General features: G+C 69.3%; 23 protein-coding genes and 2 pseudogenes. 12 read left to right on the top strand and 13 right to left on the bottom strand.

Annotation, left to right across the window (positions count from 1 at the left end; genetic code table 11):
• Positions 1-113: 113 nt before the first annotated feature.
• Together Rai3103_RS17625 and Rai3103_RS17620 are read left to right on the top strand one after the other, a co-directional pair.
• Positions 114-2,039 (top strand): annotated as a pseudogene (locus Rai3103_RS17625) (CotH kinase family protein); the annotation flags it as partial.
• Positions 2,040-2,041: 2 nt separating this feature from the next.
• Entirely contained in the window at positions 2,042-2,734 is a 693-nt protein-coding gene (locus Rai3103_RS17620) for an RICIN domain-containing protein (RefSeq protein ID WP_153571818.1), read from the top strand.
• Here Rai3103_RS17620 and Rai3103_RS05975 read toward each other — a convergent pair whose 3' ends face one another.
• The 3 genes from Rai3103_RS05975 to Rai3103_RS05965 form a co-directional block, all read right to left on the bottom strand.
• Positions 2,735-3,874, bottom strand: coding sequence for a site-2 protease family protein (locus tag Rai3103_RS05975; RefSeq protein ID WP_153571817.1), 1,140 nt, complete (start codon positions 3,872-3,874; stop codon positions 2,735-2,737).
• Between the two features lie 121 nt (positions 3,875-3,995).
• Complete coding sequence (locus Rai3103_RS05970; RefSeq protein ID WP_153571816.1) at positions 3,996-4,841, bottom strand: GDSL-type esterase/lipase family protein; 846 nt, start codon at positions 4,839-4,841, stop codon at positions 3,996-3,998.
• Positions 4,842-4,875: 34 nt separating this feature from the next.
• A complete protein-coding gene (locus Rai3103_RS05965; RefSeq protein WP_153571815.1) occupies positions 4,876-5,697 on the bottom strand; it encodes an SGNH/GDSL hydrolase family protein in 822 nt (273 codons plus the stop codon).
• 241 nt (positions 5,698-5,938) lie between these two features.
• Here Rai3103_RS05965 and amrS point away from each other — a divergent pair, with 241 nt between their 5' ends.
• The gene (gene amrS / locus Rai3103_RS05960) at positions 5,939-7,021 is read left to right on the top strand and encodes an AmmeMemoRadiSam system radical SAM enzyme (RefSeq protein ID WP_153571814.1); all 1,083 of its coding nucleotides are present in this window, start codon (positions 5,939-5,941) and stop codon (positions 7,019-7,021) included.
• A gap of 28 nt (positions 7,022-7,049) precedes the next feature.
• Here the strand turns inward: amrS and Rai3103_RS05955 are convergent, their stop codons facing one another.
• From Rai3103_RS05955 to Rai3103_RS05945, 3 genes are all read right to left on the bottom strand, one after another.
• Entirely contained in the window at positions 7,050-7,910 is an 861-nt protein-coding gene (locus tag Rai3103_RS05955; protein WP_228489218.1) for a Cof-type HAD-IIB family hydrolase, read from the bottom strand.
• A gap of 175 nt (positions 7,911-8,085) precedes the next feature.
• Complete coding sequence (locus Rai3103_RS05950) at positions 8,086-8,283, bottom strand: hypothetical protein (protein WP_194793290.1); 198 nt, start codon at positions 8,281-8,283, stop codon at positions 8,086-8,088.
• Positions 8,268-8,897 (bottom strand): HAD family hydrolase, encoded by a 630-nt coding sequence (locus tag Rai3103_RS05945; protein ID WP_153571812.1) that lies wholly within the window; start codon positions 8,895-8,897, stop codon positions 8,268-8,270. The genes Rai3103_RS05950 and Rai3103_RS05945 overlap by 16 nt, the downstream gene beginning before the upstream one ends.
• A gap of 168 nt (positions 8,898-9,065) precedes the next feature.
• Here Rai3103_RS05945 and Rai3103_RS05940 point away from each other — a divergent pair, with 168 nt between their 5' ends.
• On the top strand, positions 9,066-10,175 hold the full coding sequence (locus Rai3103_RS05940; RefSeq protein WP_153571811.1) for a hypothetical protein: 1,110 nt from the start codon (positions 9,066-9,068) through the stop codon (positions 10,173-10,175).
• Between the two features lie 216 nt (positions 10,176-10,391).
• Here Rai3103_RS05940 and Rai3103_RS05935 read toward each other — a convergent pair whose 3' ends face one another.
• On the bottom strand, positions 10,392-11,609 hold the full coding sequence (locus Rai3103_RS05935) for an ROK family protein (RefSeq protein WP_194793289.1): 1,218 nt from the start codon (positions 11,607-11,609) through the stop codon (positions 10,392-10,394).
• A 205-nt stretch (positions 11,610-11,814) separates the two neighbouring features.
• On the opposite strand from Rai3103_RS05935, the gene xylA reads away from it, so the two are divergent.
• The 7 genes and pseudogenes from xylA to Rai3103_RS18990 form a co-directional block, all read left to right on the top strand.
• A complete protein-coding gene (gene xylA / locus Rai3103_RS05930; RefSeq protein WP_153571809.1) occupies positions 11,815-13,002 on the top strand; it encodes a xylose isomerase in 1,188 nt (395 codons plus the stop codon).
• Positions 13,003-13,037: 35 nt separating this feature from the next.
• Positions 13,038-14,414: a xylulokinase gene (gene xylB, locus Rai3103_RS05925; protein ID WP_153571808.1), complete on the top strand. Its 1,377-nt coding sequence runs from the start codon at positions 13,038-13,040 to the stop codon at positions 14,412-14,414.
• Between the two features lie 61 nt (positions 14,415-14,475).
• Complete coding sequence (locus Rai3103_RS05920) at positions 14,476-15,609, top strand: substrate-binding domain-containing protein (RefSeq protein WP_228489217.1); 1,134 nt, start codon at positions 14,476-14,478, stop codon at positions 15,607-15,609.
• Positions 15,606-17,195, top strand: coding sequence for a sugar ABC transporter ATP-binding protein (locus Rai3103_RS05915; RefSeq protein ID WP_153571807.1), 1,590 nt, complete (start codon positions 15,606-15,608; stop codon positions 17,193-17,195). The genes Rai3103_RS05920 and Rai3103_RS05915 overlap by 4 nt, the downstream gene beginning before the upstream one ends.
• Entirely contained in the window at positions 17,192-18,469 is a 1,278-nt protein-coding gene (gene mmsB, locus Rai3103_RS05910; RefSeq protein ID WP_153571806.1) for a multiple monosaccharide ABC transporter permease, read from the top strand. The genes Rai3103_RS05915 and mmsB overlap by 4 nt, the downstream gene beginning before the upstream one ends.
• 61 nt (positions 18,470-18,530) lie before the next feature.
• Complete coding sequence (locus tag Rai3103_RS05905; RefSeq protein WP_228489216.1) at positions 18,531-19,487, top strand: aldose 1-epimerase family protein; 957 nt, start codon at positions 18,531-18,533, stop codon at positions 19,485-19,487.
• A 93-nt stretch (positions 19,488-19,580) separates the two neighbouring features.
• Positions 19,581-19,691 (top strand): annotated as a pseudogene (locus Rai3103_RS18990) (DUF4236 domain-containing protein); the annotation flags it as partial.
• A gap of 53 nt (positions 19,692-19,744) precedes the next feature.
• Here the strand turns inward: Rai3103_RS18990 and Rai3103_RS05895 are convergent.
• On the bottom strand, positions 19,745-20,176 hold the full coding sequence (locus tag Rai3103_RS05895; RefSeq protein ID WP_153571805.1) for a hypothetical protein: 432 nt from the start codon (positions 20,174-20,176) through the stop codon (positions 19,745-19,747).
• Positions 20,177-20,347: 171 nt separating this feature from the next.
• On the opposite strand from Rai3103_RS05895, the gene Rai3103_RS18700 reads away from it, so the two are divergent.
• On the top strand, positions 20,348-20,467 hold the full coding sequence (locus tag Rai3103_RS18700) for an excalibur calcium-binding domain-containing protein (protein WP_153571804.1): 120 nt from the start codon (positions 20,348-20,350) through the stop codon (positions 20,465-20,467).
• Positions 20,468-20,517: 50 nt separating this feature from the next.
• Here Rai3103_RS18700 and Rai3103_RS05885 read toward each other — a convergent pair whose 3' ends face one another.
• The 5 genes from Rai3103_RS05885 to Rai3103_RS05865 form a co-directional block, all read right to left on the bottom strand.
• Positions 20,518-20,880: a type II toxin-antitoxin system death-on-curing family toxin gene (locus Rai3103_RS05885; RefSeq protein WP_153571803.1), complete on the bottom strand. Its 363-nt coding sequence runs from the start codon at positions 20,878-20,880 to the stop codon at positions 20,518-20,520.
• The gene (locus Rai3103_RS05880; RefSeq protein WP_153571802.1) at positions 20,877-21,080 is read right to left on the bottom strand and encodes a CopG family transcriptional regulator; all 204 of its coding nucleotides are present in this window, start codon (positions 21,078-21,080) and stop codon (positions 20,877-20,879) included. Before Rai3103_RS05880 ends, Rai3103_RS05885 begins: the two co-directional genes overlap by 4 nt.
• 76 nt (positions 21,081-21,156) lie before the next feature.
• Positions 21,157-22,209 (bottom strand): NAD(P)-dependent alcohol dehydrogenase, encoded by a 1,053-nt coding sequence (locus Rai3103_RS05875; protein WP_153571801.1) that lies wholly within the window; start codon positions 22,207-22,209, stop codon positions 21,157-21,159.
• A gap of 79 nt (positions 22,210-22,288) precedes the next feature.
• The gene (locus Rai3103_RS05870; RefSeq protein WP_153571800.1) at positions 22,289-22,747 is read right to left on the bottom strand and encodes a MerR family transcriptional regulator; all 459 of its coding nucleotides are present in this window, start codon (positions 22,745-22,747) and stop codon (positions 22,289-22,291) included.
• An 89-nt stretch (positions 22,748-22,836) separates the two neighbouring features.
• The gene (locus Rai3103_RS05865; RefSeq protein ID WP_153571799.1) at positions 22,837-23,706 is read right to left on the bottom strand and encodes a DeoR/GlpR family DNA-binding transcription regulator; all 870 of its coding nucleotides are present in this window, start codon (positions 23,704-23,706) and stop codon (positions 22,837-22,839) included.
• Positions 23,707-23,880: the final 174 nt, after the last annotated feature.

Here is a 23,880-nt window from a genome sequence, read left to right as displayed (position 1 = left end):
CATCCGCGTAGCGGCCCGGGAGGACGCGAGCGGCGAGGCTCCTCCAGCGCCGATGCTGCGGGTGACGCGTCCGATGGCGTCCCTCCGGAATTTCTCACCGGGGGAGATGACCGATGTCCATCGCGCGCACCACGATGTCCCGCCTCACACTCACCGTCCTACTGGTCGCCGCGTCCGTGGTGGGCCTGGCTGGCCCGGCACGGGCGGCGAGCGTCACCAGCATCGTCTTCAACAACGTCAGCAACTCGGCCGCTCTCAACACGGACCCGAGTTCGTGGTCGCAAGTGGACGACGTCGCGGTATCGGTCGGGGGCGTGCTCTACCTCCCGGCCTCGGCCGCCGTCGACAAGCTGGCGGGCTGGGTCGTGCTCGACAATGGAGCGCACGAAGCCTTCCAGCCGGGGGACTACACCCTCAAGGCCGGCACCACCAAGGGTGACTACACCGTCACCTTGACCCGTGCGGGGGCCACTGCTCCCATCACCGTCCATCAGTCCGCGCAACTGCCCGCGATGTACGTCAGGACGGGCTCCGGTCTCGCGCCGATCGAGGCCGACAAGGACTTCAAGGACACCGGCGCGACGATGGCGATGGTCGATGCCCACGCCTCAACGACGTACAACAACGCCCTTGCCGAGATGAAGGGCCGAGGCAACACGACCTGGAACTACCCCAAGAAGCCGTACCAGATCAAGCTCGCGTCCTCCACCGAACTGGTGCCCGACGCCGGGGCGCACAAGACCTGGATCCTGCTCGCGAACTACCTCGATGCGAGCCTGGTCCGCAACGAACTCGCCTACAACCTCGAGGGGGCGGCCCTGACCCGGGCCGGAGCGCCGGACTGGTCGATCAAGGGCCGGATGGTCGACGTCTTCATCGACGGCGACTTCCGCGGGTCGTACTACCTCACCGAGAAGGTCCAGGTGGGGGCGACGAGGGTCGCGATCACCGATCTGCAGAAGGCCAATGAGGCCGCGAACCCCGGCATCACCACCTACGCGTCGACGACCACGGCGAGTCTGTCCGGGGCACCGGGTCTGCAGGAGGCGACCTACGTCCCGTTCCCGAACACCCCGACCGGCTACGACCAGAGCGGCTACCTGCTGGAGATGGACTTCGCGACCGATGCCCGCCTCGAGCGCTCGTCGGTGATCACCCGGCACGGCACGCCGTTCGTCCTGAAGGGGCCCGAGGACGCGAACGCTTCCGAGGTCTCCTACATCGGCAACCGCCTGCAGAAGCTGGAGGACGCCGTCTACTCACCGACGGGAAAGAACGCCGATGGCACGGACTACTCCGCGCTGATGGACGTCCCCTCCTGGGCCCGTTACTACGTCATGCAGGAGATGATGGCCAACGACGACGGGTTCAAGTCCAGCACGTACTTCCACCTCGACCAGGGAGGCAAGCTCGCGGCCGGCCCGATGTGGGACTTCGACCGGGCCCTGGGATCGATGAACTCCCGTCCACCTGCCACGGACATCTACGTCGCCAAGCCGACCCGGCTGAAGCCCCAGTGGATCAACCAGTTGATGGCGCATGAGTCGTTCCGGAGCGCGGTGCAGGAGGCGTACGCCTCAGTGGTCGGCCCCGAGGTCGCCGCGATCCTCACGCCCGGCACCGGGCACCTCGACGCGTACGCCGCCGAAGTCGCCCGCTCCGCTGTGCTGAACAAGCTGCGCTGGGGCAACAGCGACGAGAGTCTCGTCTTCCCGACCCCGGCTCAGGACATCGGCCATCTGCGCACCTACCTCACCCAACGCAACACTGCGCTGGCGGCCCTCTTCGGCAACGCGGACTTCAACAAGGGTGCACTCCTGCCGGACGGCGATTACACCATCGCGAACAAGTCCCTGACCCTCGACGTGTCCTCGTCGTCGCTGGACTCGGGTGCCAACGTCCAGGTGTGGACGCCGAACAGCACCGGGGCCCAGACCTTCAGGGTGCACCGGGGCTCTGACGGTCTGTACACCATCACGAACGTGAACTCCCTGAAGGCCCTCGACGTCCAGTACAGCGCCGCGGCCAACGGGACCAACGTGTGGCAGTACTCGCCCAACGCTTCCTCGGCCAGAAGTGGCGGATCACCACGTTCGACGGCCACAACTACACCATCTCCTCCGCCCTCGGAATCCGTGCGATCGCCGACCGTCCGGGTGGGGAGGAGGGCTATGTGCTGGACGTTCAGGGCTCGGGGACCACAGCGGGGACCAACGTGCAGATCTACCAGCCGAACGGGTCCGGGGCGCAGCGATTCGCGTTCAACGGGGTCCAGTTGGCCGCTCCGCCCCAGGCCGGAAGTACGTACGCCCTCGCCTCGAGACTCGACACGGACAAGGTGGTGGATGTGCAGTGGGCCAGCCCTGCCGACGGCGCTGACGTCTGGTTGTGGGGGTGGAACGGCTCGGCGGCCCAACGCTTCACCGTCAAGGACGCCGGCGGCGGCGCGATCGAACTCTGGACCGGCACCGGTGCGAACAAGGTCGTCGATGTCGCCTACTCGGGGATGACCAGTGGCACGAACGTCTGGCAGTGGACGGCCAATGGGAGCTCGGCCCAGCGGTGGATCGTCCGACCCACCGGCGATCTGGATGGCAGCTACTACATCGTGTCCCGCGCGAACGGCCTGTACCTCGACGTCGCCTCGTCCGGCACCTCGGACGGGACGAACATCTGGGTCTACCAGGGCAATGCCAGCGCGGCGCAGAAGTTCCTGCCGCGCAAGATCAGCTGATCACCGGCCCGAGGCCCTGTCTCCTCCGCGCAACAGGGCCAGGTCCAGCATCCGTTGCAGGTCCGTGGGGGTCACGATCCCGACCAGTGCCCCGTGGTCGAACACCAGGGCCCGTCCGTCCGCGGCGCCCTGCAGCTGCTCGAGAAGGCTGGTGGCGGTGTCGTACGGGGCGAGCGTCGGTACCTGGTCGAGGGGGATCGCGATCTGGGCCAAGGTGACGTCTCCCTCGCCGCGCGCCATCGCCGCCTTCACCCGTCGCAGGGTGACCAGCCCGTCGACCCGGCCCGTCGCCTCCACCACGGGGAAGGCGGTGAACCGGGAGTCCAGGGCGTGCGCGACGTAGTCCTGCACACTCATCGTGGCCGGCAGGACGACGGGGTTGGCGCTCATGACGTGGTGGACGCGGATGTTGCGTAGGGCGGCCGTGAGCAGGACGTGCGACTCCTCGGCCCGGGCTGCGCCGAAGAGGAACCAGCCGAGCACCACCAGCCAGACGCCGTTGAGCGGGGCGCCGAGGAGGAACAACAGGGCGCCGAGCCCGATCAGCACGAAACCGAAGGTCCGGCCCACGGCAGCGGCGGAGCGGGTGGCAGCGGCGCGATCGCCGCGCCGCTGCCACAGCCATGCCCGGAAGACCCGGCCGCCGTCCAGGGGGAACGCCGGCAGCAGGTTGAAGACGGCCAGGATGACGTTCATCACGGCCAGCCACTGGGCCACCGCAATGGCGTCCTGCGGGGTGCCGAGAGCGCTCATCGCGACGGCGGCCGCTTCGAACACCGCGGCGGCAGCAAGGCTGACCAGCGGTCCGATCACGGCGATCCGGAACTCATCCTTGGCCGTGTGGGCCTCCCCCTTGAGGGTGGACACGCCGCCGAACACCCACAGGGTGATGCCCTCGACCTCCAGTCCCTTGCGCTGCGCGAGCAGAGCGTGGCCCAACTCGTGCGCGAGCAGAGCGCCGAAGAACAGCGCGGTCGCGATCACCGCTGCCGTCCAGTCCGCCGCGGTGCCCCCGGTCGCCGTGCCGCTGGTCCCGCCGGTCGCCAGGCTCCAGGCGATCAGCGCGAAGACGACCAGCAGGCTCCAGTGGAGCTTGATGTCGATACCGGCGATCCGGCCGATGCGGATATCCCCGCCCACGTCGCCACCACCCTTCGGTGCGGAAGTGCCCGATGGCTCAAGAGTAGGTTCCGTACGGCGTCCCGGACGGCACGGGGCCCGGTCCGATCGGACCGGGCCCCGTGGGTGTCTCGAAGGTGCCTCAGCTGCGGGAGGCGGCCAGCGCGGCGGTCTGGAAGCCCTGCTGCTGGATGGCCTGGGCGTACGCCTTCTGACCTCGGGCGGTGAGGTGGAACGGAGCGGACTTGGTCATGTCGAACAGCCACGGTGTGTCGGTGTCGCAGAGGGCGTGACCGGCGAAGGTACCCGTGGCGTCGACGTACTTCACCGCGTTCGTGTGTGCGGCGGCGTCGTACGCCATGACGCCGCCCTTGATCACGGCGTTGAGCTGGTCCACCCCGTTGTTCGCGAACGCCGCCTGAGCCGCCGATACCGGTGCCGGGCCACCGATGGTGCAGCTGGTGGCGACCGACCCGAACAGGTGGACGTAACTAGTCACCAGGATGGTGGCGTCAGGATTGGCGGTACGGATCCCGGCGATGACCGCCGGGATGCTGAGCACCGGCTCGCCGTCGGGCGCGGTGGCCCCGTTGGGCACCCCTGCCAGGGCTTGCATGCGGTCAGGGAGCGCAGCCAGAGCGGTGGGGTCGCCCATCAGGGCCTTGCCCCAGTCGAGGTCGTCGGCGCCCACGGTCACGGTGACGACCTTCGCTCCGCCGGTCGTGTGGTCGAAGAGGACGTCGTACGTGCTGTCGCCCGAGGCGGCGGCACTGTGCGCGTCCACCGTGGCGTAATGGACGTCGCCGAGCAGGGCAGGGTAGGCCTCCTGACCGGTCGTGAGCCCGGCGCCTGCCGGATAGGAGTCGCCGAGGGCGATGTACGTCACCTCGGCCGAGTTCTTCCCGGCTGCCTGGGCGCTGGCCGCCCCGAACCCGGAGGCGGCCAGGGCCGCCGCGAGGGCGAGGGCCGGGATGGCGCGTCGCTTCATGGGTGTCTCCTCAGGAGTAGTGGCCGTGACCGGGTCACCTGGACGTGACCGCAGTGCCGAAGCCGGCGTTGTTGAGAGTCGTGGCGTACGCCATCTGTCCGGCTGCGTTCGGATGGAAGGCCGCGGCAGGCGTGTCGAGGTCGAAGACCCATGGGTAGGTGTCGCAGAGCCGATGGTTGGTGAAGGCGGGCGAAACGTTGACGTAGCTCGCCGTGGCCCCGTTGTACCGGGCGAGGGCGACTCCGCTGGCGATCGCGAGGTCCACGGCGTCGACCATCGCATTGACCTGGGTCGCCTGGCTCCCTGACACGGTGACCGCCTGACCGGAGTATGTGCCGATCGTGCACGGCCTCCTGAGGACGAATTCGTCGTAAGCCGCCGCCGACGCATCGAAAAGTTCCGGATAGCCGGTGACCAGGATCTTCGCCCGCGGGTTCTTCTGCTGGGCGACGGTGATGTCCTTGGCGAGGTTGACCGACATCGTGGACAGGGCGGTGCCGCTGGGCGGGGTGCAGGTGGCGCTCCCCAGACAGCTCTGCAGGACGCCCGTCCAGTTCAGGTCATCGGCGCCGGCGGTGAGCGTGATGACCGTGGCCTTGTCGGGAATGATCTGGCCGAGAACGGCCGTGGTGGTGGCGCCGGAGGCGGCGTTGTTGGTGAGCGATACCGAGGATGAGTACCTGCTCTGCAGGACGGCGGGGTACGCCTGGGCCGGAGAGAGGCCCTGTCCGTACGGGTAGGAATCGCCGAGCGCGAGGTAATTGACCTTTGCCGCGGCGTGGGCGGTCGGGGCCGCGATGGCGGCCGAGGTGACGAGGGCTGCGGACGCGAGGAGCGTCGCGAGGGCACGCTTCATCGGGCTTCCCTTCTGTGGGAGTTCCTGTCGAGGGACAGGCTGCGCTCAGAGTCCCATACTCGGGGCCCTTGCGAACGGATTCCGGGCTGTTGGGCCTGGCTACAATTTGCTCGTATCACCGAGCGCCGCCGCTCCGGTCGTGATCCCTGTTCGGGATGGCACGGAGGTTCCGGCTGCAGGATCAGGCCCCTCCGGGGCCGGCCGGAGACGTACGGCACTGCTCGGGAGGAGGAACACCGTCATGTCCGTCCCCGAGACCTCCCACCCCGCCCGCTACTGGCACGCCCTCGACGACGGGCGGATCCAGTGCGACGTCTGCCCGCGCGAGTGTCACCTGCGTGACGGGCAGCGCGGCTTCTGCTTCGTCCGGATGCGTGAGGGCGACGAGATCGTCCTCACCACGTACGGGCGATCGTCCGGCTTCTGCATCGACCCGATCGAGAAGAAGCCGCTCAACCACTTCTATCCGGGCAGTTCGGTGCTCTCCTTCGGGACAGCGGGCTGCAACCTGGGCTGCAAGTTCTGTCAGAACTGGGACATCAGCAAGTCGCGCGAGATGGACCGACTGATGGACCAGGCCTCGCCCGAGCAACTGGCCCTGGCGGCCCAGACGTACGGCTGTGAGTCCGTCGCCTTCACCTACAACGACCCGACGATCTTCGCCGAGTATGCGATCGACACGGCTGTCGCCTGCCGGGAACGGGGAGTGCACACCGTGGCGGTCACCGCGGGATATATCCAGGGCCAGGCGCGCAAGGACCTCTATGCGGTGATGGACGCGGCCAACGTGGATCTCAAGGGTTTCACCGAGGAGTTCTACCAGCAGCTCACCGGCGGTCACCTGCAGACAGTGCTCGATACGCTTGTCTACCTCAAACACGAGACATCGGTATGGTTCGAAATCACCACGCTGCTGATCCCCGGCCAGAACGACGGTGACGACGAGTTGCGCGCGATGACGCGGTGGATCCTGGACGAGCTCGGGCCGGACGTGCCGCTGCACTTCTCGGCGTTCCACCCTGATTGGCGGATGCAGGACGTCCCGTCGACGCCGCGCGAGACGCTGATCCGGGCCCGTGACATCGCCCTGGAGACCGGGCTGCACTTCGTCTACACCGGCAACGTCCACCACCGCGAGGGGGACACCACCTACTGCCCGACCTGCCACGGCGAGCTCATCGTCCGCGACTGGTACGACCTGCGCAGCTACCGGCTCACCGCCGACGGTCGGTGCCCCGACTGCGGGACGGCGATCCCGGGACGGTTCGCGGCCAAGCCGGGGCACTTCGGCTCCCGCCGGATCCCGGTGCGGCTGGCGAGGTAGGATCCGGACCGCACGGGCCGCGGCAGACTCAGACGCGGACGAACGCGTCCCGCGCCAGCAGGGCGGACAGGACGCGGATCACGCCGTGCTCGGCGTTCGACGGGGCGACGTAGCGGGCCGCGGACAGGACGTCCGGGTGCGCGTTCGCCATGGCGAACGAGTGCTCGACCGCGCCCATCATCTCCAGGTCGTTGAGGTAGTCGCCGAAGGCGAGGGTGTTGGACGGGCCGATCCCCATCGCCTGCTGCAGCCGACCGATGGCTGCGCCCTTGTTGACCGCCGGAGCCATCAGGTCGACCCAGTGGTGGCTGGAGGGGATGACCTGGTGAGTGGCACGCAGCGGTGCCAGGGCGGCGGCCGTCGCGGCGGAGTCGGTGAAGTCGAAGACGGCGATCTTCAGGATCTCGTCCTCGGGCTCCAGCAGGTCATCGACCGTCGCCAGGGCCGCGTAGTACGGCTCGGCCTGCGCGACGAAGCGGGGGTCGGTGCGCTCGATGTAGGCCGACCGCTTGCCGCAGAGCACGGTGCCGACGTCGCGGCCCTGATCGGCGAGGTCACGGACCCGGCGGATGGTGTCCTCGACGAAGGGCCGATCCAGGGTGACCGAGCTGACCTCGCGGTCATCACGGACCACGTACGACCCGTTCTCGGCGATGAAGACCATCCCCTCGCTCGAGCGCTCGAACGTCCGCCGCAGGGTGGCGTACTGGCGTCCGCTGGCCGGGGCGAACGCGATGCCGCGCTCCGCCAGCCGACCCAGCAGTGCCCACAGCCCCTCGGGGACCCGGCCCTCGTCGTCGAGCAGGGTGCCGTCCATGTCGGCGATGACGAGGCGTACGTCGTCGAGGTCCGGCAGGGCCGAGAGGTCCGTCGGGGCGGGGTGTGTCACGCGAGTTCTCCTGCGGTGCCGCACCGGTGGAGGTGGCCGGTGCTCGGGCGCACGAAGGCCCGACCGGGCTGCGATGCCGCGCGGTCGCCGGGCGATCCGCACGACACGATTCTAGGTGGTCGCCTCCCGCGGCCGAAGGCACGGTCCGTTCGGCCGGCGGCACCCGGGCTCGGAGTCAGTCTCGGCCCCGCCCCAGGAGTAGGTCGATGTACGCGCTCGCGCTGGGGACGGCCTGCTCGCACACGGCGACGACCTCCGGCGGGGAATGCCGCAAGGCGATCGGATGGTCCGCCTCCGCATGCATGGACAGGTCGTTCCAGGAGTCACCCACGGTGTGCACCGGCCCGTGATCGGGGATCAGATCCTGCAGCAACCGGCGCAGGCCCAGACCCTTCGTCGCTCCCGGGGGACGACATCCAGGAAGATCTGGTTGCGATGCACGACCCCGCGGGGCCCGGCCACGCTGGTCAACCTCGCCTCCAGCCGGTCGCGGTCGTCGTCATCGGGGACGAGCAGCGGGATGCCGAAGAGCTCCTGCGTGGACACCCAGTCCGCTTCGGCCGGTTCGAAGGCCGGCAGGATCATCGAGTGGGTGCCGGCGGCGTTGAAGACCTCGTAGTCCCGCTCGATGGTCGAGGCGTAGAGGGCGACCCGCTCGTCGCGGACCACCCGGAAGACGTCGGGGAACAGCGACGGGTCGTGCGCCGACACCGACAGCGGCACCAGGTCGCCGTCGGTGATCACCGCTCCGGTGAAGGCGATGACGTAGTCCGGGCGCGGGAGGTCACGACCCCAGACCCGGCGCGTCGCGTCGACGGATTTGCCGGTGTCGAGGACCAGGATGTTCCCCGCCTCAGTCCAGGCCCACAGCGCGTCGGCCTCGGCCGGAGGAACGACCCCGTCGAAGACGATCGTCCCGTCGAGGTCGCAGACCAGCACGTCGGGGCCATGGTCGCGGCGATCGGCGGCAGTCGGGTCGGTGTCCACCTGGTCATCCTTTGTTCCGGGGAGGTACGGACCAGCGTAGGCCGCGTACCGCGGTCACGAACGAAGGGGGCCCGGATGACGATCGGAACTGTAGGCTGAGGGAATCCTTCAAGATTCAACCGTCCGTCCTTCGCCAGGATGGACCCAGGTGCCCAGGAGTGGACCCAGATGAGCGACACCGAGCCGACCCCTCTCCGCCAGCCCGTGGCCCAGCCGGTGCTCGGCGCCCTGGTCCTGGCCGTTGCCGTCCTCCTCTCCCTGGGGTTCATCTCGCTCTTCTCCTGGCCGACCTTCCGGGACTGGGTGTCGTACCTGCTGGTCTGCGGCGTGCCGGCACTCTTCGTCATCGGTGCGTTCTGGCAGACCGAGCACCCGCGCTCGATCGCACGCCTGGGTCAGCCCTGGCGTGGTCTCGCCTTCCTCGGCCTCGCGCTGGCGACCGCTGCGGTGATCGCCGTCCTGCTCGTGGTGCTGCTCGGGGGTGGCCTCACGCCGCCGACCCCGAACGTGGCGCACATCGCCATCATGGCGGTGCCGTTCACCTTCCTCCTGGCCGTGGTCTGGGGCGGCTGGCCGTTCCGGTCGATCCCCTCACCGGTGCTCGGTGGGGTGGTGCTGATGGTGGTGGCGTACGTGCTGTCGGTCCTGACCTACCTGCTGCTGGCCAACTACGGGTCCTTCGTCGGAGGGCCCGCGTACGTCGCCGCCCTGGACCCGCACGGACCGTTCGACATCTGGGCCGTGCTGACCACCGTGGTGACGACGATGGCGGCGGGACTGCTGGTGCTGCACCTCGGGTTCTGGCCGCTGGGGGAGCGGGTGATGCGAGTCCCCGCCCTCCGGGCGTTCGCCTCCACCGTCGTCATCGCGATGCTGACGGGCATCGCGCTGGTCATCGGGATCGGCGTGTTCGCGATGCCTTGGCCGTCCTTCCTCACCGGCGTCACGGTGGCGTTCCTGTTCGGATCCATCGTGGTGCTGAACGTCCTGCAGGGGCGTCTGCCGCTGCCCGGTGCGCAGCCGGCTCGTGGTCTCGTGTCCGCCGTGCTCGCGGCGGTGGTGGGCGTACTGCTCGGCCGGCTGTACGTGCTGGTGATGCCCCTCGTGTCGGGGACCGTCCCGTTCGGCGCCCCGGGCTTCCAGGGTGAGGTCTGGCTCGCCTCCGCGCTGCTGGGCGTCACCTTCCCGCTGCTGTCCGTGATGACCGACGGGTTCGCGTTCTGGCCCTTCGTCTCCCCGGCACGGGCCGTCGAGAAGGTCAGCCTCCCGCGCCGCTGATCGACTCGTAGACCCCGATGATGCCCGCGATCGTCATCGCGGCGGTGGCGATCCATCCGAGGACCGTCGTCACGCGTCGAGGCGGTCTGTGGTCGGTCGTCATCGGGAACCTCCGATGGACATCGAGGGCAAGCGTTCCAGTTCCACAGTGGCCCGCAGTGCCGGGTCTGTCGACGGTTTCGCCGGCCAGGCCGACACCTGGCGCCAAGGCTCCTCTCAGGGCCGCAGCGTCGCCCCCGCGTCATGCGCCATCGCCGCGATCCACTCCGGGGTGTGGTTGAGCACGGGGTCGAGGGCGGTGCGGGTGGCGCCCGACAGGGCCGGGTGGGCGTCATCGACGGCGCGCCCCACGCGCACCTGACCGTGTTCCTCCGCCAGCGCGCGCTCTCGGAACACCTGGTGCAGGACCGGCTCCAATTCGCCGGCGATGGGGGCGAAGTATCCGCCGAGCACGACGGTGGACAGGTCGAGCACGTTCAGGGTGTTCGCAAGGGCGTAACCCAACGGCACGCCGATCATCTCGATGACGGCCCGCCTGTCGCCCAGCCTGCGGGCGAGGGTGTCGACCACCTCGTGGATCGGCACGTCCGGCCCGAGGTCGGCGCGGGAGCGCAGGGCGTCGTACGACGCATGGGCTTCCAGGCAGCCGCGGCGTCCGCACCGGCAGCGGGCCCCGCCGACCTCGACGGCCACGTGACCGATCTCCCCGGCCCAGCCGTTGGTGCCGACGTACAGCTCGCCGTCGATGACGATCGCGCCGCCGATGCCGGTCTCGCCGAAGACGTACATGAACGAGGCGTCGCCACGATGGCTGAGCTCGAACTCGGCCGCCAGCTGGGAGTCGTTGTGCACGCTGAGGGGTGTCACCGGCGCGGCGTGCAGCGCGGGATGACGCGCGAGGGACGGATGCCCGGCCAGCAGGGACAGCAGCGGGACGTCCGTCCAGGACAGGTTGGGGGCCGAGAGGACGGTGGTCCGATCGACGGACAGCCGCCCGGGAACGGACACACACACGCCCGAGACCGCTCGACCGGACACGCCGGAGAGCACGTCGAGCAGCAGGGCGACGGTGCGATCGACAGTCGCGCCGGGTTCCTCCTCCAGCGTGGGGACCAGGGAGCGTCGCTCGTCGACGGTGGCGCCACGCAGGTCGACGGCGCGGACCCCCAGGTGATCGGACGCGATCTCGACCCCGATCCCCACGACGCCCTGGGGCGGGAGCACCAGGGGTGTTGAGGGACGCCCCGTCCCGCGCGAGACCGCCTCGCCGTCCGCGAGCACCCCCGCGGCCATCAGCTGCTCGACGAGCTTGGAGACGGTGGGTTTCGTCAGTCCGGTGTCCTGGGCGATGTCGGCGCGGGAGCGGAGCTGCGGACCGAGGACAGCACTGCGCAGGACCGCCGACAGCGTGCTGCCCCTGACTGTGGGCTTCATCGCTTCTCCTCCCGCGCCGTTGCCTGCGTCGTGCCGTGCACGGCTCCACCACCCTATGCCGGGGGCGGCCTCCGGCGGCTGCCTGTCCTCCCGACGGGAAGTGAGCCACATGACATCACGAACTGCCGCCGGGGGCTTGCACAGATCCCTTCCTCAAGGTTACGTTAGTTTCGCTTACTAACAAAGACGTTGAAGGGACCATCCCATGCTCAACCCCACCCCTGCGGACAAGTTCTCGTTCGGCCTGTGGACCGTCGGCTGGCCGGCACGCGACCAGTTCGGCAAAGCCTCCCGGCCCGACCTCGACCCGTTCGACTCGATCCGCAAGCTCAAGGAGCTCGGCGCCTGGGGCTTCACGTTCCACGACAACGACGTGATCCCCTTCGATGCGACCCCCGCCGAGCGCGACGACCTGATCTGCACGCTGAAGAAGACCATCGACGAGACCGGGATGGTCTGCGAGATGGTCACCACGGACACGTTCGCCGAGCCGGTGTTCAAGGACGGGGCGTTCACCTCGAACGACCGCCGGGTCCGCCGCTACGGCCTGCGCAAGGTGCTGCGCAACGTCGACCTCGCCGCCGAGCTGGGTGCCACCACCTTCGTCATGTGGGGCGGGCGTGAGGGCGCCGAGTACGACTCCTCGAAGGACCTGCACGCCGCGCTGGAGCGCTACGCCGAGGGCATCGACACCGTCGCCGGCTACATCAAGTCGCAGGGCTACGACCTGCGGATCGGCCTGGAGCCCAAGCCGAACGAGCCCCGTGGTGACATCTTCCTGCCGACCATCGGCCACGCCCTGGCCTTCATCCAGCGCCTCGACAACGGCGACGTCGTCGGCCTCAACCCCGAGACCGGCCACGAGCAGATGGCCACCCTCAACTACACCCACGGCCTCGCCCAGGCGCTCTGGTCGGAGAAGCTCTTCCATATCGACCTCAACGGCCAGAACGGCCCGATGTACGACCAGGACCTGGTCTTCGGCCACGGCAACCTGATCAGTGCCTTCTTCACCGTCGACCTGCTGGAGAACGGCTTCCCGTCCAAGCCGGGGGCGTACGAGGGTGCTCGTCACTTCGACTACAAGACCTCGCGCACCGACCACGTCACCGGCGTGTGGGACTCGGCGCTGGCGAACATGCGGATGTACCTGATCCTCAAGGAGCGTGCCCTGGCCTTCCGGGCCGACCCGGAGGTCCAGGAGGCCCTCGCGTACGCCGGAGTGCACGAGCTCGCCGAGCCCACACTGGGCGCCGACGAGTCCCTCGAGTCGTTCCTCGCCGATCCCTCCGTCTACGAAGGCCTCGACCTCACCGGTCCCTCGGAGCGCAACTACGGCTACGTACGCCTCCACCAGCTCGCGGTCGAGCACCTGACCGGCGCCCGCGGCTGACCCCCACCCCGATCACAGCCGACAGGAGACCGACGATGTTCGTCCTGGGCATTGACTCATCCACCCAGTCGACCAAGGCACTGCTGGTCGACACCGACACGGGAGCCGTCGTCGACGAACGGCGCGCCCCCCACCCCGACGGCAGCGAGGTCGACCCCCGCCACTGGCTCGAGGCGCTCGACGCCACCGCGGCCGACCTCCTGCCGCGGGCGGAGGCCGTCGCCGTAGGTGGCCAGCAGCACGGCATGGTCGCCCTCGACGAGCGCGGCGACGTGGTCCGCGACGCCTTGCTGTGGAACGACACCCGCTCGGCTCCGCAGGCCGAACAACTCACCGCCGAGCTCGGCGGTCCCGCCGCGGCGGCCCGGCGGATCGGCAGCGTCCCGGTCGCGTCGTTCACCGCCACCAAGCTGCGCTGGATGGCCGAGCACGAGCCGGACAACGCCGCCCGTACGCACAGCGTCCTGCTGCCGCACGACTACGTCACCCGCGCCCTGAGCGCCGACGAGGCACTCTTCGCCACCGACCGCGGCGACGCCTCCGGCACCGGCTATTTCGACCCACAGGCCGACGCCTGGGCTCCGGAGCTCGCCGCGAGTGCCATCGGGCACCCGATCGAACTGCCGACCCTGGCCTCCGCCCCGAATGCGGTGGTCGGCCGGACCCGCGGCGGAGCGGCGATCGCCGCGGGCACCGGGGACAACATGGCGGCGGCCCTCGGGCTCGGGCTGGGTCCCGGCGAGGTGTCGTTGTCGATCGGCACCAGTGGCGTGGCGGCGATGGTCTCGCCGGTGCCGACGGCTGACCCGACCGGCCTGGTCACCGGCTTCGCGGACGCCTCCGGCCACTTCCTGCCGTTGGCGTGCACGATCAACGCCGCCCGGATCCTCGACACCACCCGGCTCCTGCTGGGCGTCGACCACGCCGGCCTCGACGCCCTCGCCCTGGCGTCCGTCGCCGGCGCCCATGGCCTGACGATGCTGCCCTACCTGGACGGCGAGCGGACGCCGTCGCGACCGTACGCCACCGGAACGCTCGCCGGACTGACCAGCCGGACCAGCCGCGAGGACCTGGCCCGGGCCGCGGTGGAGGCCCTGCTCTGTTCCCTCGCCGACGCGGTGGCCTTCCTGGAGGCGGCGACCGGTGTCACCGCGCAGCGGATCGTGCTGATCGGCGGGGGTGCCCGCTCCGAGGCCGTCCGGCTGATCGCCCCGGCGGTGCTCGGCCGCCCGGTCGAGGTGCCGCCGCCGGCGGAGTACGTCGCCCTCGGGGCTGCTCGGCAGGCCGCCTGGGCCCTCAGTGGCGACCGGGAGCCCCCGGCCTGGCGGCCGGCCGGCACCCGGATCCACGAGGCAGACCCCACCCCCGAGGTGCTCGACCGCTACCGGGAGCTCCGCGGCCCGGTCAGCTGACCGCATCGTCCTCACCCCCATCCGCCACCCCATCCCCACCCGTCTCAATGAGGAGATCGTTGTGAACCTGAACGCAGTGGTGAAACGTCGGACCCTGCTGTCCTTCGCCCTTGCCGCGGGAGTCGCCGCCACGACCGCCGGATGCGTCGCCGAACGCCCCGGTGCTGCCGCCGCGGCCCTCGATGCCCGCAACGCCGTGATCGGGCTGTCCATGCCTACCAAGTACCTCGAACGGTGGAGCCGCGACGGCGGTCACCTGGAGGAGAAGCTCCAGGCGATGGGCTACCGCACCACCCTTCAGTACGCCGACAACAAGACCGACCAGCAGATCAGCCAGATCCAGAACATGATCACGCAGAACGTCTCCGTGCTGGTCGTCGCCCCGATCGACGGCACCGTGCTCGGCCCCGTCGTCGAACAGGCCCGGAGCAAGCGGATCCCCGTCATCTCGTACGACCGGCTGATCGAGGGGTCAACGGGCGTCAGCTACTACGTCTCGTTCGACAACTTCCGCGTGGGCGTCATGCAGGGCGAGTTCCTCGCGCAGCGCCTCGGGCTGACCGCCGGACGCGGTCCCTTCAACGTCGAGCTCTTCGGCGGCTCCCCGGACGACCCCAACGCGGCACAGTTCTTCGCCGGTGCCTGGTCGGTGCTGGGGCCCTACTTCGCCAGTGGGAAGCTGGCGTCCCCGTCGGGCAAGGTCCCGAAGGACGCGTCGGGCTGGCAGCAGATCGGCATCCTCGGCTGGGACAGCGCCAAGGCCCAGGCCGAGATGCAGACCCGGCTGAACTCCTTCTACACCGGCGGGCAGCGGCTCGACGCCGTGCTCTCGCCGAACGACTCGCTCGCTCTCGGCATCGAACAGGCCCTCGACGCCCGCGGCTTCCGCCCCGACGGGAACTGGCCGCTCGTCACCGGCCAGGACGCTGACAAGGCGAACGTGATGAACATGCTGGCCCACAAGCAGGCGATGACGGTGTGGAAGGACACCCGGGCCTTGGGGGACCGGGCGGCCACGATGGTGCAGCAGGTCGTGACCGGCACCGCGGTGGAGATCAGCGCGGGCAAGGAGTACAACAACGGCACCGGCAAGATCCCGACCTTCCTGCTCGACCCCCAGGTCGTCACTCCGGACACGGTCACCTCCACGCTGGTCACCAGTGGCTTCTACTCGGCCTCGGAGCTCGGGGCATGACCAGCCTCGGCGGTGGGCGCACCCTCGCGGCGAGCGAGGGGGAGGACGACCTGATCCTCCAGATGCGCGACATCTCGAAGACCTTCGGCCCGGTCGCGGCCCTGCAGGACGTCACCTTCCGGGTGCGCCGCGGCTCGGTCCACGCCATCTGCGGCGAGAACGGTGCCGGCAAGTCGACGCTGATGAAGGTGCTCTCCGGCGTGTACCCGGCCGGTACGTTCAGCGGCGAGATCGTCTACGAGGGCGAGCGGGCGACGTTCGGCAGCATCCGCGACTCGGAGGCCGCGGGGATCGTCATCATCCACCAGGAACTCGCCCTGTGCGCGAACCTGTCGATCCTGGAGAACATCTACCTCGGCCGCCAGGCCACGAAGGGCGGTGTGATCCAGTGGCGGGCGATGCGCGCCGAGGCGCAGGCCCTGCTCGCGAAGGTCGGCCTGGACGAGGACCCCGACACGCTCGTGGGGGTCCTCGGGGTCGGCAAGCAGCAGCTGGTGGAGATCGCCAAGGCCCTGTCCAAGCGGGTGAAGCTGCTGATCCTCGACGAACCGACCGCCTCGCTCAACGACGACGACTCCGAGCAGCTGCTCGACCTCGTCCGTCAGCTCGGGACCGAGGGCGTCACGGCGATCATCATCAGCCACAAGCTGAACGAGATCGCCGAGATCGCCGACGAGACCACCATCCTCCGCGACGGGCGGACCATCGAGACCCTGCCGATGCGGGGCCCGGACGCCGCGGACGAGGACCGGATCATCCGGGGCATGGTCGGGCGAAGCCTCGACCACCGGTTCCCGGAGCACTCTCCGACCCTCGGGGAGGAACTGCTCCGGGTGGAGAACTGGACGGTGGAGCATCCCTACATCCCCGGGCGGCTGGTCGCCGACCACACCGACCTGAGGGTCCGCGCCGGCGAGATCGTCGGCATCGCCGGGCTGATGGGCGCCGGCCGCACCGAGCTGGCGATGAGCCTGTTCGGTCAGCAGTACGGGCGCGTCGTCGACGGAGCCGTCTACAAGCGCGGGCAGCGGATCGACGTGTCCACCGTCGGCAAGGCGATCCGCCATGGCATCGCGTACGTCACCGAGGACCGCAAGGAGATGGGACTCAACCTGCTGCAGACGATCCGGGAGAACATCTCGGCGGCCGCCATGGGCAAGATCACCCGCCGCGGCGTCCTCGACCTGCGCGAGGAGGTGCTGGTCGCCCAGCGCTACCAGGACGAGATCCGGATCAAGACCGCCAGCATCGAGTCCGCCGTGGGCAACCTCTCCGGCGGCAACCAGCAGAAGGTGTCGCTGGCGAAGTGGATCTACACCGATCCCGACGTCCTCATCCTCGACGAACCGACCCGCGGCATCGACGTGGGCGCGAAGTACGAGATCTACCAGGTCATCGACCAGCTCGCCGATTCCGGCCGGGCCGTCATCGTCATCTCGTCGGAGATGCCCGAACTGATCGGGCTCTGCGACCGCATCTACACCATCAACGAGGGCCGGCTGACAGGTGAGCTCGACCGCCCCGACTTCAGCCAGGAGGCGCTGATGCGCCTGATGACCACGGAGACGAAGGAGAGCGTGGCATGAGCACCATCACTGTGACCGATCAGGCGGAACGTCGCGGCCAGCCCGGGCGATCCGGGCGCCCCGCCCTCGACCCCGAGGCCCTGCGTGCCGAGGCGCGGGTGGCCCGGCGGGCGAAGCTTCGCCAGTCCGCTCTGCTGATCGCCCTGATCGGCATCGTCGCCCTCTTCCAACTCCTCACCGGAGGCAGGCTCCTCGTCCCGGACAACATCGCCTCGCTGATCCAGCAGAACGCGTACGTGATGGTGCTCGCCATCGGGATGCTGCTGGTGATCATCGCCGGGCACATCGACCTGTCGGTGGGCTCGAGCGTCGCCATGATCGGCGGTGTCATCGGTATCGGGATGGCTTCCTGGCACCTGCCGTGGCTCGTCGCGGTCGCCCTCGGGCTCCTCGTCGGGCTCGTGGTCGGCGTCTGGCAGGGCTACTGGGTGGCGTACGTGGGGGTGCCGTCGTTCATCGTCACCCTGGGCGGCATGCTGATCTTCCGCGGGTTCGCCCAGCTGCTTGTCGGCCGGACCATCTCGGGCTTTCCGGAGGCGTTCAAGCAGATCGGTAACGGGGCGATCCCGAACCTCCTCGGCTTCACCGACACCGCCGCGCTCGGCTACCTGGACGGCGTCACCGTCCTCATCGGTGTGGCATCGGTCGCCGTCCTCGTCCTCACCGGCCTACGCAATCGTCGGTCCATGGCGACCCATGGCCTGCCGGTGGACCGCCCGGGGGTCTTCTGGGGCAAGCTCGTCGCCATCGCCGTCGTCATCCTGGCCTTCACCTACCTGCTGGCCCTCTCGACCGGAGGCTTCCCGATCGTTCTGGCCCTCATCGGGGTGCTGATGCTGGTCTTCTCGTTCCTGCTGAAGAACACCCGGTTCGGCCGCAGCATCTACGCCATCGGCGGCAACTACCGCGCCGCCGAGCTGTCCGGCGTCAATGCCCGGCGGATCACCTTCGGGGTCTTCGTCATCGCCGGGGTGATGGCCGCTCTCGCGGGCATCGTGGTCACCTCCCGCGCCGGTGCGGCCGTCTCGAGCGCCGGCATGGGCTACGAGCTGGACGCCATCGCCGCCTGCTTCATCGGCGGCGCGGCGGTCACCGGCGGCTCGGGCAAGGTCGGCGGCGCGATGATCGGCGCCCTGATCATGGGCGTCCTCAACATGGGCCTGTCGATCCTCGCCGTCGACCCGGCGTGGCAGCAGGCCATCAAGGGCTTCGTCCTGGTCGCGGCGGTCGCCTTCGACCTGCTCAACAAGCGCCGCAGCGGATCGCTCAGCTGACCCACGTCCCCGCGCGGACTCCTGGTCTGCGCGGGGACCGACCTCGTCCGAGGAGGAAGACATGATGACCACCGTCCCGACCGGCCGGCAGTTCACCATCGCGTACGGCGACCAGGAGGCGGTGATCACCGAGCGCGGAGCCACGCTGCGGGCCTATCGCGTCGGCGACCGCGACGTCGTGGTGCCCTTCGGCGAGGACGAGCTGCCGCCGATCGTGCACGGGGCGATCCTGTTGCCCTGGCCGAACCGGCTCGCCGACGGCCGCTACCGCTTCGACGGCGTCACCCACCAGTTGCCGGTCAACGAGCCGGAGCGGGACACCGCCATCCACGGCCTGGTCAACGAGAGGGCCTGGACCTGCCTCGAGCACTCCGACAGCGGTGTCGACCTCGCGCTGGACCTCACTCCTGTCCCCGGCTATCCCTTCCGGCTCGCGGTGCAGGTCTCCTACCGCCTGACGGCTGACGGGCTGACGATCCGGCTGACCACGACGAACACCGGCGCCGCGCGGGCTCCGTACGGGGTCGGCTTCCATCCGTGGCTGTCGCCGGGCGCGGCCAGCGTTGATGACTGTCTGCTGCAGGTCGACGCGTCGGCCTGGGTGCGCCCTGACGAGCGGCTCCTGCCAGCGGCCGTGGAGCCGGTCCCCGAGTCGTACGACTTCTCGACCTCCCGGCGGATCGGGACGGTGGCGGTCGACGACGGCTTCGTGGCAGCCGTCCGTGACAATCCGTCCGCGGGTGCTGACGTCGACGGCGGGCGCTCGTGGGTGCGACTCGCGGCCCCCGATGGTCGTACGGCTGCCGTCTGGATGGACCGGCCACTGGGGCACTGGCAGGTCTGCACCGGTGACCTCCCCTGGGCGGGGAGTTACCGACGCAGCGGCGTGGCCGCCGAGCCGATGTCCTGCCCGGCCAACGCCTTCGTCACCGGCGACTCCCTGGCGGTGCTGGACCCCGGGGCGACGCACAGCGTTACGTGGGGGCTGGTGCTGGAGGTGGCCGGCTGCGACATCTGACACAGCAGCTGCCCCGCGCAGGTCCGTGGGCCAGACTGGAGACCGCCAGAGGGCGTGCCGGGGGGCGTGGCCCGTGATCTGAGGGGGACTGGCATGGGGTGGGGTTTTCGGAAGAGCGTGAAGAGCGCGCCAGGAGTCAGGCTGAATCTCGGCAAGAAGAGTGCGTCGGTACGGGTGGGCGGGCGCGGCTTCGGCGTGACGAAGTCGACCACGGGCCGTACGACGGTGTCGGCCGGTATCCCCGGCAGCGGCCTCTACTACCGCGAAACCCTCCCGCCGGCCGGGGCGGCCGGACCGACGTTCGGTGCTGCGGCCTCCCCGGAAGCTGGGCTTCCGCCGACCGGCGGGCCCGCGGATCCCGGACCCGGTGCGAAGGAGAAGCCACCGCGGTGGCAGCTGATCGTCGCCGGTGTCGCCGTGGTGACCATGCTGTTCGCCTTCGGGGGTCTGGCGTACGTGCCGCTGATCATCGCCGGTCTCGCGCTTGCCGTGGTCGGCATCGTGCGGGCGCGAGCCCGAGGCGCCGCCTGGCCCCTGGTCGTGGCCGGGATCGCCCTGGCCATCGCGGGGATCGGACAGGCGGCGGCGACTCCGCGGGGCGCCGCGGCACCGACGACGCCCAGACCTGCCCCCACGGTGACCGTCACGGTCACCCCGACTCCGTCAGGGGCGCCGGTCGCCTCCTTCACGCCGACCCCGACTCCTACACCGACACCGACGCCGACTCCTGCGGTGAGTACGGCTCCCTCAGCGCCGGTCGCCCTCTCCGGTTCCGCCGACCAGACCTCGGGGACCACGTCCGGCGGCTCGGGCACCACGTCGGGCTCGACGTCGGGGGATCCGGCACTACGTCGAGTTCGGTGTACTACGCGAACTGCACCGCTGCCAAGGCGGCCGGGGCCGCGCCGCTCCACCGCGGCGACCCGGGATACCGCAGCGGGCTCGACCGTGACGGAGACGGGGTCGCCTGCGAGAAGTGATGCTGCGCAGTCGCCGGGCGACGAAGGATGGGGTGTCCCCGCGCGCTTGGTCAATGCCAGGAAGCCAGGTGGCCTGCCACCTCCTGGTAGCTGATGGTCCCACTGGCGACGGCGATCACCACGTCGTAGGCATCATCGTCTGGCGCTTCCAGAGTGATGTCGTTGAGGCCGTAGAAGACAACGACGCAGAGCCAGCCCAGGCGCTTGTTCCCATCGGCCAACGCGTGATGGCGGACCAGTGACTCCAGCAGGGCGGCCGCCTTGTCGTCGATGCCGGGATAGGCGTCACGTCCGAAGACGCTTACCTGGGGGCGGTGGACCGCCGAGTCGAGCAGGCCGACGTCGCGCACCGGGCCGACGGCGAGATCCTCCACCAGCGACAAGACGTCGTCCAGGGTGAGGTACTCGGTCACTGACCCAACCGGTCGAGCAGGTCGGCGTAGCGTGCGCGGGCCGCCCCGGACAACTGACGCACCTTGTCCTCACGGAGCCTTCTGGCTGCCGCCTCTCGGATCGCTCTCACCGTGGCTTCCTGCTTGCTCACCCCCTGCGCCTCGGCGAGCAGGGCGAGCGTCCTCTCGTCCTCGGGTTCCAGCCGCAGTGTCATCGCCATGCCCGAATGATACCAGTCTGGTACCTGACGGCCCGGGAGATGCACCGAAGGCATCCTCCCGGGCCGCCGCGAGCTGTTACAGCGTTGCGGTGTCGATCACGAACCGGTAGCGCACGTCAGAGGCGAGCACCCGCTCGTACGCCTCGTTGATCTGGTCGGCGGAGATGATCTCCACGTCGGCGCCGAGACCGTGTTCACCGCAGAAGTCGAGCATCTCCTGGGTCTGGGCGATGCCGCCGATCATCGAGCCGGCGTACGAACGACGACCGGAGGCGAGCGCCATGCCGGCGACCGAGTACGGCTCGGGCGGTGCACCGACACCGACGAGCGTGCCGTTGACGTCCAACAGCCCGAAGAGGGCATTGAGGTCGATGTTCGCGCTGACGGTATTGATGATGAGGTCGAACTCATTGGCCAGCGTCGTGAAGGTGGCCGGGTCGCTGGTGGCGTAGTAGTGGTCGGCCCCGAGGCGCAGACCGTCGTCCTTCTTCTTCAGCGACTGCGACAGGACAGTGACCTCGGCTCCCATGGCGTCGGCGATCTTGACGGCCATGTGGCCCAGCCCGCCGAGGCCGACCACCGCGACCTTCGTGCCCGGACCGGCGTTCCAGTGGGCCAGCGGCGAGTACGTGGTGATGCCGGCACACAGCAGCGGAGCCGCCTGCGAGAGCTCGATGGTGTCCGGGATGGACAGCACGAAGTCTGCGTCGACGACGACGTGGGTCGAGTAGCCGCCGTGGGTGACGGTGCCGTCGCGATCGGTGGAGCCGTACGTGAAGACCGTGCCATCGAGGCAGTACTGCTCGTCACCGGCCAGACAGTTCTTGCACTCGCCACAGGAGTTGACCATGCAGCCGACGCCGACGTGGTCGCCGACCTTGTGGGTGGTGACCTGCGGGCCGACCTCGGTGACGACACCGGCGATCTCGTGGCCGACGACGAGGGGGTAGGGCTGCGGTCCCCAGTCGCCGTTGGCGGTGTGGATGTCGGAGTGGCAGATGCCGGCGTACTTGATCTCGATCAGCACGTCGTTGGCGCCGACCTCGCGGCGCTCGATGGTGGTGGGCACCAGCGGCTCGCCGGCGGCCGGTGCGGCGTACGCCTTGACGTTTGTCAGGGAGGGGCTCATAGCCAGGTCCTTCTCGTTGTGCGTGGAGGGTGATGTGAGTCGTCCGGAACCAGTGGGTCGGCCCGCGAGGCGCTGATGGTCAGCGCTTGACTCGCTTGAGCTGGTCAGCCAGCCTGCGCGCTTCGGCACCCAGCAGCTCGACCTGTGTTTCGTCGCCAGCCTCGACCGCCTGCCAATACGCGATCTTGAGGCGTACGTACTGCTGGCGGACGGCCAGCAGCTCGGCCTCGAGGGCCAGACGCTCCTGCTGGGTGGTGAGCAGCTCGATCTGCCGGCTGGCGGCTGAAGCGCCCAGCTGCCCGTTGGCGATGTACTGCTGCATCTCCTTGACCGACAACCCGGCCGCGGAGAGACACGCCACCGACATGATCTGGTCGAGGTCGGCCTCGCTGTAGACGCGGTGCTTGCTGCTCTCCCCACGCCCCACGGGGGCGATGACACCGATCGACTCGTAGTAGCGCAGGGTGCTGGCCGGCAGGCCGGTCAGGGCGGCAGCTTCCTTGATCGAGTAGGTGCGGGGAGTGGTTCGTGCGCTCACTCCATTGAGTCTGCAAACTTCAAGTACTTGAAGTCAAACCTCGCCCCGGGCCTGCTCGGCGGTCGGCGGTGGTGAGGACTCGGACGTGGTCAGGCGAGTGCTGCCCCCTCGGACGTCTCCCGAGCGGTCGGGGCGATGATGATCTCGGTCGCCCCGACCGCTCGAAGCTCTTCCAGCGCCTCGGGATCGGCGCCGTCGTCGGTGATCAGTCCCCAGCCGGCGGGCAGGGGGGACCAGTAATTGAAAGCCTGGTGCTGGCCGAGCTTGGACGAGTCGGCGACGACGAACACCTGTTGGGAGTTCTGGAGCATGAGCGACTTCAGTCGGGCCTGCTCGTACGTACGCGACGTGATGCCGCGCTGCGGATCGACGGCGTCGGTGCCCACGAAGGCCAGGGTCGCGTACACGTGCTGGAGCATCGCCTCGGCGTCGGGGCCGTACGTCGTCTCGTTGAAACCACGTAGCGACCCACCGAGCACGGTCACCCGGACCTGCGCGTACGGCACCAGTTGACGCACGACGCGCAGGCCGTTGGAGACCACGGTGACCGGCCGGTCACCGAGGGCGATGGCGAGTTGTTCCGTGGTCGAGCCGGAGTCCAGGATGACCAGGTCGCCGTCCTCGATGAGCGCTGCCCCGGCCCGTCCGATGGCCCTTTTGGCGTCGGCGTGGGTCGACTCCCTCTCGACCATGGTGAGTTCGGCAGGTAGTCGCTGGAGGGCGGCTCCACCGTACGTACGGGTGATGAGGCGTTGCTCCTGGAGATCGGACAGGTCGCGGCGGATCGTCGCCACCGAGACCCCGAAAGTCTCGGACAGGTCGCTCACCGTCACGTTCGTCTCCGGATCAGTGGTCAGCAGGTGCAGGATCTGCTCGCGACGGCGTTGCCCCTTGCTGGACTTCACCGGACGCTGGACGGCGGATTCTTCGGACGTACGGGCGGGGTGTGCGTCAGCCATGACGTGATTCTCCCCCGCGGTGGGGTGGACCCGGTGGTTACTCGGTGTCGGAGCGACGGGTCCACCCGAGGGCGACGCTGATCACCGTGTGCTCACTGTGGTCGGTCCCCGGGGTCGGAAACCGGGAACTCTGGGCGCGGTCGATCACAGCTTGCTTCGAAAATGATCGTTTAG

It is taken from the genome of Raineyella fluvialis (assembly GCF_009646095.1).
In the GTDB taxonomy this organism is placed as follows: domain Bacteria; phylum Actinomycetota; class Actinomycetes; order Propionibacteriales; family Propionibacteriaceae; genus Raineyella; species Raineyella fluvialis.
This window is presented reverse-complemented; position numbering and strand designations above follow the sequence as displayed.